The organism is Pseudoalteromonas sp. P1-16-1b, assembly GCF_001401785.1.
GTDB classification, from domain to species: Bacteria; Pseudomonadota; Gammaproteobacteria; order Enterobacterales; family Alteromonadaceae; genus Pseudoalteromonas; species Pseudoalteromonas undina.
Genome location: NZ_LKGQ01000008.1, coordinates 123,818 through 134,550 on the forward strand (window position 1 = coordinate 123,818; position 10,733 = coordinate 134,550).

11 protein-coding genes are annotated in these 10,733 nt (G+C 39.8%); 2 read left to right on the forward strand and 9 right to left on the reverse strand.

What is annotated here, in order from left to right:
* Window positions 1-2: 2 nt before the first annotated feature.
* Together AN392_RS08210 and AN392_RS08215 are read right to left on the reverse strand one after the other, a co-directional pair.
* Window positions 3-1,418, reverse strand: a complete 1,416-nt coding sequence (locus AN392_RS08210; RefSeq protein ID WP_055012425.1) for an ATP-binding protein — start codon at window positions 1,416-1,418, stop codon at window positions 3-5.
* Window positions 1,396-2,085, reverse strand: a complete 690-nt coding sequence (locus tag AN392_RS08215; RefSeq protein ID WP_010391849.1) for a response regulator — start codon at window positions 2,083-2,085, stop codon at window positions 1,396-1,398. Before AN392_RS08215 ends, AN392_RS08210 begins: the two co-directional genes overlap by 23 nt.
* A 166-nt stretch (window positions 2,086-2,251) precedes the next feature.
* Here AN392_RS08215 and AN392_RS08220 point away from each other — a divergent pair, with 166 nt between their 5' ends.
* Window positions 2,252-2,740, forward strand: coding sequence for a Spy/CpxP family protein refolding chaperone (locus tag AN392_RS08220; RefSeq protein ID WP_055012426.1), 489 nt, complete (start codon window positions 2,252-2,254; stop codon window positions 2,738-2,740).
* Between the two features lie 59 nt (window positions 2,741-2,799).
* On the opposite strand, the gene yacG is transcribed toward AN392_RS08220, so the two are convergent.
* The 7 genes from yacG to nadC form a co-directional block, all read right to left on the reverse strand.
* A complete protein-coding gene (gene yacG, locus AN392_RS08225) occupies window positions 2,800-3,030 on the reverse strand; it encodes a DNA gyrase inhibitor YacG (protein WP_055012427.1) in 231 nt (76 codons plus the stop codon).
* Window positions 3,031-3,095: 65 nt separating this feature from the next.
* Window positions 3,096-4,772 carry a type IV-A pilus assembly ATPase PilB gene (gene pilB, locus AN392_RS08230; protein ID WP_054202590.1) on the reverse strand — a complete coding sequence of 559 codons (1,677 nt, stop codon included), beginning with the start codon at window positions 4,770-4,772 and terminating at the stop codon, window positions 3,096-3,098.
* A gap of 134 nt (window positions 4,773-4,906) precedes the next feature.
* Entirely contained in the window at window positions 4,907-5,536 is a 630-nt protein-coding gene (gene coaE / locus AN392_RS08235; RefSeq protein WP_055012428.1) for a dephospho-CoA kinase, read from the reverse strand.
* A gap of 2 nt (window positions 5,537-5,538) precedes the next feature.
* The gene (locus AN392_RS08240) at window positions 5,539-6,450 is read right to left on the reverse strand and encodes an A24 family peptidase (RefSeq protein ID WP_055012429.1); all 912 of its coding nucleotides are present in this window, start codon (window positions 6,448-6,450) and stop codon (window positions 5,539-5,541) included.
* Window positions 6,451-6,719: 269 nt separating this feature from the next.
* Window positions 6,720-7,958 carry a type II secretion system F family protein gene (locus tag AN392_RS08250; protein WP_055012431.1) on the reverse strand — a complete coding sequence of 413 codons (1,239 nt, stop codon included), beginning with the start codon at window positions 7,956-7,958 and terminating at the stop codon, window positions 6,720-6,722.
* 44 nt (window positions 7,959-8,002) lie between these two features.
* Window positions 8,003-8,452: a prepilin-type N-terminal cleavage/methylation domain-containing protein gene (locus AN392_RS08255; RefSeq protein WP_055012432.1), complete on the reverse strand. Its 450-nt coding sequence runs from the start codon at window positions 8,450-8,452 to the stop codon at window positions 8,003-8,005.
* A gap of 511 nt (window positions 8,453-8,963) precedes the next feature.
* Window positions 8,964-9,809: a carboxylating nicotinate-nucleotide diphosphorylase gene (gene nadC / locus AN392_RS08260; protein WP_016899186.1), complete on the reverse strand. Its 846-nt coding sequence runs from the start codon at window positions 9,807-9,809 to the stop codon at window positions 8,964-8,966.
* 274 nt (window positions 9,810-10,083) lie between these two features.
* Between nadC and ampD the strand changes: the two genes are divergently transcribed.
* Window positions 10,084-10,629 (forward strand): 1,6-anhydro-N-acetylmuramyl-L-alanine amidase AmpD, encoded by a 546-nt coding sequence (gene ampD / locus AN392_RS08265; RefSeq protein WP_055012433.1) that lies wholly within the window; start codon window positions 10,084-10,086, stop codon window positions 10,627-10,629.
* Window positions 10,630-10,733: the final 104 nt, after the last annotated feature.

Below are 10,733 nucleotides of genomic sequence, written 5' to 3' on the forward strand. Positions count from 1 at the left end.
CTTTACTCTTTGATTAACGGCAAGGTTATATTAGCACACAAGCCACCTTGTTCTTTATTCGATAAGACTAAACTTCCGCCATGCGCTATTACCGCATTTTTTGCAATGGCTAACCCTAACCCCGTACCCCCGCTGATGCGGTCCCGGGCATCTGATTGTCTAAAAAACGGTTCACACAACTTATCAAGTTGCGCTTTAGGTACGCCTGGACCATCATCACATATTTGTATGTATATGGTATCACTGTGTTTTAAGCTGATACTAATAGTATGTTGTGCATATTTAATGGCGTTGCGCAGAATGTTCTCTAAGGCACTGGCAATCAACATTTCGTCGCACTCTATATTTACTTCAACATTACCGTGTACAACTAGGGTTTTATTGTGCTGTTTTGCTTCAAACTGAGCATCGTTAATCACATGGTCAACAATCACTTGCAGTGACTGTGTTTGCAGCGATAAAGGTTGGCTATTAGCTTCTAAGCGCGATACTTGCAATACATCGGCTATCATTTTATCTAATTGATTAGCTTCTTTTTCAATACGCAGTAAATACGATTGGCTTGCTTCACTTGCTTGCATTTGTGCCAACCCCGTAGCCATTTTTAAACGGGTTAGCGGAGAGCGTAATTCATGGGATATATCGGCTAATAAACGCTTTTGAGCGCTGAGTAGCTGCTCAAGTTGATCAGCCATACGGTTAAAGTCGCGTCCTAAAACTCCAAGTTCATCTTTTCGCTGACTATTTATCGCCGCACGTGCACTTAAATCACCGTTTGAGAGCTTGATTGCTGCTTGTTTTAAGCTATTTATAGGGGCAATTAAGTTACGACTAAATAAAAAACTTAATGTAAGTGAGGCGATAATTGCAATGGAAATTTTTAACCAAACGGGTAATAATCTTAAGCGAATAAAGAGTGGTCGTTGCTGATTGATATCGATTTCATATAACTCAAATTCTCCTTCAGGAACCCGAATGCGTACAGGGCCAAAAGCTTGGTAATATTCAGTAAAAATAACCTGTGGCGACATGCCCTTACTAAAGTTAAGTAAGCTTAAATCAATATTGTTCTCAACATTTTTACTGATCAACACTTCATCGCTATTTTGTGAATTTAAATAAAGTAACTTACGTTTAGTTAAGCGCGGATGAGTAATAATGTCATTAATTGAGCGCTTGTGTTTATGTGCGCTACGCTCGATACCTCGTGCCAAATATTCTAGGTTTTTTTGCATCGGCCCTTGTAGTGGATCATGGCTAATAGCGTTTATTAGTGAAATATTACTTAAGAAAAAGAGCGCTGTAAAAGTGCCTATAATCGTCAGCCAAAACCACGTAAAGACCTTAAAAAATAAATAATACCGTGGGTGGCGAAGCCAACTAAAACGCAGAGGTTTATTCTCCTTGGATGAAGACATAACCCGTTCCCCTCATTGTTTTAATTTTATCGCCCTCAATATGCTCGGCTATTTTTTTACGAATATTACTCACATGCATATCTATAGAACGGTCGAAAGATGCTAAGCGTCTGCCTAATACATCTTCGCTTATTTGCTCTTTGCTAATTACATCAGGCGCGTGTTTTATCAATAAAGCGAGTATTTCGTATTCGGTGCCCGTTAGTGTGAGGGGGCTGTTATTAATACTGGCCTCTCGCGCAGCAAAATTAATAGTAATACCATTTAAAGAGAGCTTTTTATTAGTGTTATTGCTTACACTATTTATATGTTCAATGCGGCGAGTAATTGCTTTTACGCGGGCAAGGAGTTCTCTGTGATTAAACGGCTTTGGTATGTAGTCGTCAGCGCCGAGCTCTAAACCAAAAATACGGTCAAAGTCTTCTCCTTTAGCGGTCAACATAATCACTGGTGTTAATTTACTTTGCCTGAGTTGCTTCAGCACTTCAAAGCCATCTATAGAGGGCAGCATAACGTCTAGTAATATAAGCGCGTAATCGTTTTGCAAGGCAAGCTCTAAGCCTTGTTGACCATCATGTGCGGTTTGAACGCTAAAGCCCTGTGCACTTAGGTATTCGCTTAATAATTCGCATAAACCGGTATCATCATCAATCATTAATAGTTTCATATATAAAGCCTTACGCGCTGTTTATGGTTTTATTTTACGCGTTTAATGTATCAATAGTTAGTCTTTACATAACCTTTACACTGCTTTGCGTTACTTTGCATTGAGCCGGTTATAGTGAACACACTGGTTAGCAGCCAACAACCAACCCAATATAAAGGTGATGATTATGACTAAAGTAAACACGCTATCAAAATTAGTACTTATATGTGGCTTAACAGCTGCAACGCTCAGTGCGGGCAGCGCATTCGCAAAAGGCGATGGCTATAAACAAGGCCACTCTCAAGCGCGCTTTTTACTCTCTGAGCGAGCAGCAGATAAGCTGGCACTTACGCAAGATCAACAAACACAACTAAAAGCGATTTTTACAGCGCAAAAAACGCAAATTAAAGCACTAAGAAGCCAAGACAAAAACGCACGTAAGGCACAGCGCCAAGCCTATAAAGCGCAAATGGATGCGTTACTGTCAGCGCCAAACTTTGATGAAAATGCAGCGAAAGAGTTATTAATCGCACGCCAAGATAAGAAACAGCAATTGGGGTTAATTAAATTAAAAACCCAGCATCAAGTAATGCAATTGCTTAACGCTGAGCAAAAAGAAAAGTTAGCTAAAATACAGCAGCGAATGAACAAAAAGCATCGCAAACATAAAACATAGCGTTTTAACACAAAGCAAAAAGCCAGCTAAATGCTGGCTTTTTAATATTGTGCGAGCGATTATTTAAAAAAGTCATCTTCATTTTTTGCCATCATTGCTTCAATGTCTTCAATCATGTCTTGATTTAACTCATCTGCAGAGGTGATGGGTGCTGAAATTTTATTATTTTCAAACGACCACTCACCTAAGTCAATAAGTTGGCAACGCTTTGAACAAAAAGGGCGATGCGGACTTTGTGCTGACCATTCTACTTTTACTTTGCAGGTTGGGCAGTTAACCATAGTTGGCATAATTTACTCTCAAATTGATATAGGCTTAGCTGCTCAATTTATCGTTAAGCAACTAAGCACTTTATTTAAAAACTAGTGACACGGTTTATCTCAGCCAGAGAGGTAACGCCCTCTGCTGCTTTTCGAAGACCTGATAAGCGTATGTTATTAAACCCAGCTTTAAGTGATACTTCAGCAATTTCTAGTGAGTTACCCCCACGCATAATAATTTGTGCAATTTCTGGAGTAACTTTCATAACTTCATAAATACCAACACGGCCTTTGAAGCCATCTGTACAGTTTTCACAGCCTTTAGGGGCATATAAAACCATATCCTGTATTTGCTGTTCACTAAAGCCTTGGCGCATAAGTTCTTCACGCGGTAATTGCTCTGGCGTTTTACATTTAGAGCATAACCTTCGGGCTAAACGCTGGGCGATTATCAAGCTGATTGAACTGGCCACATTATACGCGGGTACGCCCATATTTAACAAACGAGTAATCGTTTCTGGTGCTGAGTTAGTATGTAATGTAGATAACACTAAATGACCGGTTTGCGCCGCCTTAATAGATATTTCAGCAGTTTCTAAATCACGTATTTCACCGACCATTACTACATCGGGATCTTGGCGTAAAAATGCCCGCAAAGCGTTAGCAAAGGTCATGTCGGCTTTAGTGTTTATTTGTACTTGGTTAATCCCTTCGAGGTTAATTTCTACCGGATCTTCGGCGGTACTAATATTTCGCTCGGGCTGATTTAGTATATTTAAGCCCGTATACAGGGATACGGTTTTACCCGAGCCAGTTGGGCCAGTAACTAAAATCATCCCCTGAGGTTGATTTAGTGCATCGAGGTAGAGCTCTTTCTGTTCGGGCTCATAGCCTAAAACATCAATACCTAACATGGCACTTGATGAATCGAGAATACGCATTACAATTTTTTCGCCCCACAAAGTGGGCATAGTACTAACACGAAAATCAATACTTTTACGTTCTGTCACTTTGAGTTTTATGCGGCCATCTTGTGGCTTACGTTTTTCAGCGATATCAAGGCGCGACATAACTTTTATACGGGCAGATAGCTTACTGGCTAAGGTATTTGGCGGGCTGGCTACCTCATGCAAAATTCCGTCGATACGAAAGCGAATACGGTATTTATGTTCATAAGGTTCAAAGTGAAGATCCGAAGCGCCTTTTTTTATTGCGTCCATTAAAATTTTATTAATGTAGACAATAATAGGGGCGTCGTCTTTGTCATCGTCTTTAGGCGTATGATCTTTTTGTGGCTCAGAATCTAGTTCAGCAAACTCTTTAAATTCATCCTCACTTAAATTAAGGCTACCTGCAGCATCCAATAGTTGCTCAATTTTATGGTCAAGCTGTAGGTAGTCAACCACCACCACTTCACACGATAAACCGGTGCTAAATTCAAAGTTTTCAAAAGCGCCGTAATCGGTAGGATCTGAGGCGGCAATATATACTTTTCTGCCTTTTTGTACCAAAGGTAAAATATGATGCTTGCGGATCAGCTTTTCTTTAACTAGCTCGGCAGGAATTTGTGCAACATTAAAATCTTTTAAATCAAAAAAAGGCACTCTAAACAAATCAATACATTGCTCAGCTAAATCGTTGCTATCTATTTTTCCGCATTTAGAAATAAGTTCTGCGGTTGACGCAAAGTCTTGCTGCCTAGCTTTTACGGTATCGGTATCAACCCGGCCGAGGGTAATAAATTTTCTTAGTAACGGTGAGTTAATATTCATTGCGCACCTGATTTAATCCTTCTTTACTCAGCAATTTATCAGAAAAAAGAAAGGAATACATTAATCGTACCAATGCAGCAGATAATTTACCGATAAAAATATCAGTTTATTGCGCTGTGATTGGGTCAGTCACTCTATATTGTAGACTTTGCTTGCTGTAAATAATAATTATGTAGCTTAAGTAAGTCTTGTTTTACATCGTTTAAATCGCGGTTATTATTTAAAATATCATCCGCTTTTTGTTGTTTATGCTCACGAGACATTTGTGCGTCAATTATTTGTTTTGCTTGTTCAGAGCTTATATTGTCACGTTTTGTGGTGCGGGTAATTTGTATTTCTACTGGTACATCAATCAGCAAGGTGCGATTACAGTAGCGATCAAGCCCATTTTCAAATAATAACGGGGCAACTAAAACCACATAGTCGCTTTTCGCGTTTTTTAAGTCAGTGAGCAGTTTAGTACGAATTAAAGGGTGCAACAGCCCATTGAGCCATGTTTTTTGTTCAGGATTACTAAAAATCCGCGATCGTAGTTCGCTACGGTTTAATGAGCCATGTTCATCGAGTATGTCAGTGCCAAAATGCTCAACAATAGCTTTTAGACCATCAGTGCCAGGTTCAACTACTTGGCGAGCTATAATATCAGCATCAACAATAGTAATGCCTAGTTCTGCCAACATATCGCTAACTGCGGTTTTACCACAGCCAATCCCGCCGGTTAGGCCCAGCACCCAGTTATTTTTATGGTTTTGTGTATTACTCATAATTAGTAACCAATAAAATTAAAATAGCTGTTTTGTAGTTGTGTCCCCCACAGCATAGTGATCCAACCGGCTATTGCTAAATAAGGGCCAAAAGGAATAGGGGTTGCTTTGTCTTTACCTTGAATACTCAGTAGGGCAATGCCAATAACAGCGCCAACTACGCTTGAAAGTAAAATAATGGTCAATAACGATTGCCAACCCAGCAGTGCGCCAAATACAGCCAGTAATTTAAAGTCGCCATAACCCATACCTTCTTTGTCAGTAATTAGCTTAAACAGCCAAAACACGCTCCATAAGCTTAAGTAACCACATGCTGCACCAATAATGGCATCGCTAGGGGCTATGGTATAACCCACAACTGAGGCGATTAACGCCAGCCATAAAAGCGGTAAAGTAAGCTGATCTGGCAGCAACATGTGATCAATATCAATAAAAGTTAGTGCCACTAATATCCAAGTAACTACTATGTATAATAAAGCCTGCTCAGTTGCGCCAAAAGTGTACGCAACAACTAGGCTTAAAATAGCGGTAATGGCTTCAACGATTGGGTAACGCACTGAAATTGGGTTATCACAGGTTGCGCATTTACCCTTTAAAAATAACCAACTAAATATAGGAATGTTTTGCCATGGTTTAATGGCTGCTTTGCATTTAGGACAACATGAGTTGGGCTTAACTAAATTAAACGTGTCAGTAGTTTGTGAAGTGGTTTGTTCAGTCTTTGGGCTGGTTAGTTCATCGGCTAATAATTGGCGGCATTCAGTTTGCCATTCTTTTTGCATCATTAGTGGCAAGCGATATATCACCACATTTAAAAAGCTACCAATACATAAACTCACCAGTCCAATCGTGGTTAAGTAAAACCATAAATGATTTTGCATCGCGTTGCTGATATCAATAAAAAAACTTTGCATTTATTTTACCTAAAACTAAATTCTGTGTTGATAATACAGTGGTTTTACATAAGTGCAAAATTAGGTTCGAGGTTCGAGGTTTGGGCAACGGGCAACGGGCTACGAGATGCGGGGAACCACCGCGTTTTAATTGTTCTGTAGGCGGAGCTTTATGTCGCGCAAGGTCATTATTCACAAAGAGGTTAAGAGACGCTTCGTTTTTAGAGGTAGTTAAGTTAAGGTTAATGGGCTGCGAGCCTCGAACCTCGAACCCCGCGCCTAAAACCTGTCTAAACAACTGAGCCTAGTTGGAAAATAGGTAAATACATGGCAATAATTAAGCCACCCACTAATACACCGAGTACCGCCATTATTAACGGCTCTAATAGGCTTGATAAGCCATCTACCGCGTCATCTACTTCTTGCTCGTAGATAGTCGCAACTTTTGCCAGCATGCCATCAAGCGATCCTGATTCTTCACCAATGGCAACCATTTGTATTACCATATCAGGAAATATTTTTGAGTTACGCATCGCCCAGTTCATTTGATTACCTGAGCTTACCTCGGCTTTTATTTCTAAAATAGCATAACGGTAAACTGCATTACCTGAGGCACCAGCTGCAGAATCTAGTGCATCTACCAGTGGTACACCGGCAGCAAAGGTGGTCGATAAAGTACGCGCATAGCGCGCCACGGCGGCTTTATTTAAAATCATGCCAACAATCGGGAGCTTAAGTATGGCGCGGTCAGTGGCATCACGAAGTTTTAAGCTTCTTAAATGGGCTTCTTTAAATATATAACCAAAGGCAACCACTGCAATGAGCGCTATCCACCAGTTGGCTTGCATAAATTCAGAAATACCAATAACAAATAAGGTAAAGGCGGGCAGTTCGGCGCCAAAGCCAGCAAAAATATCTTGAAATTGCGGTACTACAAAAATTAACAGAATAGAGGTAACAATGAATGCCACAACTAAAACAGCTGCAGGATAAAACATAGCTTTTTTAATTTTTGATTTCAGCGCCTCTGACTTTTCTTTATAAAGCGCAACGCGGTCAAATATTTTATCTAAAGCGCCCGACTGCTCACCAGAGGCCACTAAATCGCAATATAAGTCATCAAAATAACGGGGATGCTTTCTAAGCGCCATAGACAATGGTTGCCCAGCTTTAACTTCATCGCCAATAGTATTCATTAGTTTGGTGACGCTTTTATTGGTGAAGCCCGAGGCTATCATTTCAATGGATTGTATCAGCGGTACACCGGCCATCAGCATAGTGGCAATTTGTCGAGTAACTAAGGCAATATCTTTTGGAGTGATTTTTTGTATACTCTGTAAACCAAACAATGGTTTGGCTTTACGCTTTACTTTTGAGGGGGTAATGCCTTGTTTGCGTAATTGTGCTTTGACTAATGCAATACTAGATCCCGTAAGCTCTCCTTCAAGCTTTTTTCCGCGTGCGCTTACACCAACCCATTGAAAGGTATCCTGTTTATCATTCTTTTGATTTTTAATATCTCTACTCATAATTTACACAGTAGAAAAGGGCTAGCGCCCTTCTCTACTTGTTATTAACAAAGGTTAGGTATTCTTGTTTGTGTTGAGCATGTACCACCAACCGTAAAAACAAATGTTGAAGAAGGTGCAGCACCAGCGGCAACTGTTGGAGGAGTTAGCGTGTAAGTAAAACCACCTGCACTAGCTGTCCCTGTGGCAGTGATTACACCTGTTGTTTCTGCGATTGCTACTGATGCTAAGTTATCATTTGCTACTGGAGCAGCAATACCTAAGTCTGCATATGAATCACAAGATGCAATAATATTATTATTTTCCTGTAAGCATTGCGCCATAGTGGTTTTTACAGATGCAGCAGATGTTTTAACTTCAGCAAATCGAGCCTTTAAAGTATAGTCCTGATAAGCAGGCAGTGCTACGGCTGCTAAAATACCGATGATTGCTACTACAATCATTAATTCAATTAGGGTGAAACCCTTTTGGTTCTGTTGTGTCATTGTTTGCATGTTTCCTCTCCTAAAGGATAATGTTGTGGTAAGCCAAACGGGTATAAGTTTTTAAATATAACTTATGTGTTCACTTAACCTGTTACTACAAAAAAATAAGATCATTTTACCAAATTTAGTGCTGTGTATAAGCGGTAAAATATTCGCCGCAAAGACACGCACTGCATGGCGGTTATTCGTTACTCGTCCCTTATTTGAGTATAAACCTAACTATTAAAAGCTAGTTATAACCCGTGTAAGTTACAAGTTAATTATAAAAATAAACCCTGTCGCTTATTTTTACTCTGTCCCTTACAAATGTTTTTTCAGTCTTTTTAACTAGTTGAAAATTTAAAACTAGTCAATGTGAATGAGTCTAACACTGTTTATTGCGCTTTTGTATGTAAAAACACTATAAAAAACGCATTAATTTAATAACTTGTTACAAATAATCCTTTTGAATTATTTAATGCCCTTTTTTAAAACCTGTCAATCAATTAGCGCAAGAATATATAAATAAATTTTACATTATTTACTCAAATCGCATCGATAAATCGATTGATTGTAAATTTTTTGTAAGCGCGCCACTTGAGATAAAGTCCACACCAGCTTGCGAGTAGGCTTTTAGTGTTTCTAGGGTCATATTGCCTGATACTTCTAACTTAGCGCGCTTATTTGTAATGCTAACTGCTTGGCGTATTTGCTCTGGATTAAAGTTATCTAACATTATGATGTCGGCGCCAGCGTTAATGGCTTGCTCTAGCTCATCAAACGATTCAACCTCAACCTCTATAGGTTTATCGGCATGATTTAGCTTAGCTTGAACTACTGCGTTATTAATTCCTCCACAAGCCGCTATGTGGTTTTCTTTAATTAAAAACGCATCAAACAAACCAATTCGGTGGTTTGCACCGCCACCACACTTAACTGCGTATTTTTGCAATGCTCTTAGCCCAGGTATGGTTTTACGAGTATCGAGTAGTTGCGTGCTAGTACCACTTAGCTCTTTTACATAATGCGCTGTGGTGGTGGCTGTGCCAGAAAGCGTTTGTACAAAATTAAGTGCAGTTCGCTCAGCCGTTAAAATAGCGCGAGCAGAGCCTGAGGCGGTAAATAGGGTGCTATTGGCACTAACAAAGTCGCCATCGTTAACGCATATGTTTACAACCACACTTGGGTCGACTTGTTTGAACACTTCAATGATTAGATCTTTACCACAAAAAATGCAGTCTTCACGGGTGATCACTTTCGCATTGGCTTGCTCTGCTTGCGGAATAAGCTGTGCGGTAATATCGCCTTGTTCTGCGCTTTGGTTATTTAGGTCTTCATCCAGTGCTAAGGTAACAAGTTGGCTAATTAGGGTATGCGAAATAGACATGAAAAAGCTCATAGTAGATAATAGATTAACTAAATTTTACTCTGTTTAATTAATAATTAGAAGCAGCTAACAACTAAACTAAAAAGCCAGCGCTTAAATAACGCGTTAATCATATTTTATCGTTTAGTATTACGCTATCTTTATGGGATTAAATCTATTAGCATCTTGATATACATCAATTTTGGTTGATTAACTTGAGCGCTGCGAGCTACGGGTAACGGGATGCGGGTAACGGGCTATGGGCAGCGGGCTACATAAGTTTTAAATAAATAGTATGAAAATAGATTCTTTAGGCGTTATAAATAATATTAGCCAGCGGGCGTGTAGCCACTTTGATGAGCGACCTGCTCACTGCGATATTTCGCTGTTGGTTATTCATAATATTTCATTACCCGCTGGGCAATTTAACACTTCTTACGTTGATGACTTATTTATGGGGTGTATTGATTGCAATGCGCACCCTAGCTTTAGTGACCTAGAAGGGTTTAAGGTATCAGCGCATTGTTTTATTAAGCGATGCGGCGAAGTTATACAATATGTTCCTTTTGAAAAACGTGCATGGCACGCGGGGCATTCCAGCTTTGCTGGGCAACAAAATTGTAATGATTTTAGTATAGGTATAGAGCTTGAGGGCACAGATACAACTAACTACACCGATGCGCAATATCAAAGTTTAGCTGCATTGGCGCACGCTATTATGCAGCGTTACCCAAAAATAACAGCCAGTAATATAGTAGGGCACTGCGATATTGCCCCTGGGCGAAAAACCGACCCTGGAGAGAGTTTTAACTGGCGTAAGTTTTTTAACCTAATTAAATAACTAGGGTCTGTTGACCTTTCAAGGTTAAATTTGCAGCAGTCTGTTTGGTATTTAGGCAAGGCAGCGCCTATGTGGTGTGGTTATTCCCCATAAATAGGCGATAA

What these genes read in the sequence shown, in the direction of transcription:
- AN392_RS08240 (WP_055012429.1), bottom strand. Translation starts at nt 6,450, where the DNA reads ATGCAAAGTTTTTTTATTGATATCAGCAACGCGATGCAAAATCATTTA.
- AN392_RS08250 (WP_055012431.1), bottom strand. Translation starts at nt 7,958, where the DNA reads ATGAGTAGAGATATTAAAAATCAAAAGAATGATAAACAGGATACCTTT.
- AN392_RS08215 (WP_010391849.1), bottom strand. Translation starts at nt 2,085, where the DNA reads ATGAAACTATTAATGATTGATGATGATACCGGTTTATGCGAATTATTA.
- AN392_RS08210 (WP_055012425.1), bottom strand. Translation starts at nt 1,418, where the DNA reads ATGTCTTCATCCAAGGAGAATAAACCTCTGCGTTTTAGTTGGCTTCGC.
- pilB (WP_054202590.1), bottom strand. Translation starts at nt 4,772, where the DNA reads ATGAATATTAACTCACCGTTACTAAGAAAATTTATTACCCTCGGCCGG.
- ampD (WP_055012433.1), top strand. Translation starts at nt 10,084, where the DNA reads ATGAAAATAGATTCTTTAGGCGTTATAAATAATATTAGCCAGCGGGCG.
- yacG (WP_055012427.1), bottom strand. Translation starts at nt 3,030, where the DNA reads ATGCCAACTATGGTTAACTGCCCAACCTGCAAAGTAAAAGTAGAATGG.
- AN392_RS08220 (WP_055012426.1), top strand. Translation starts at nt 2,252, where the DNA reads ATGACTAAAGTAAACACGCTATCAAAATTAGTACTTATATGTGGCTTA.
- coaE (WP_055012428.1), bottom strand. Translation starts at nt 5,536, where the DNA reads ATGAGTAATACACAAAACCATAAAAATAACTGGGTGCTGGGCCTAACC.
- AN392_RS08255 (WP_055012432.1), bottom strand. Translation starts at nt 8,452, where the DNA reads ATGCAAACAATGACACAACAGAACCAAAAGGGTTTCACCCTAATTGAA.
- nadC (WP_016899186.1), bottom strand. Translation starts at nt 9,809, where the DNA reads ATGTCTATTTCGCATACCCTAATTAGCCAACTTGTTACCTTAGCACTG.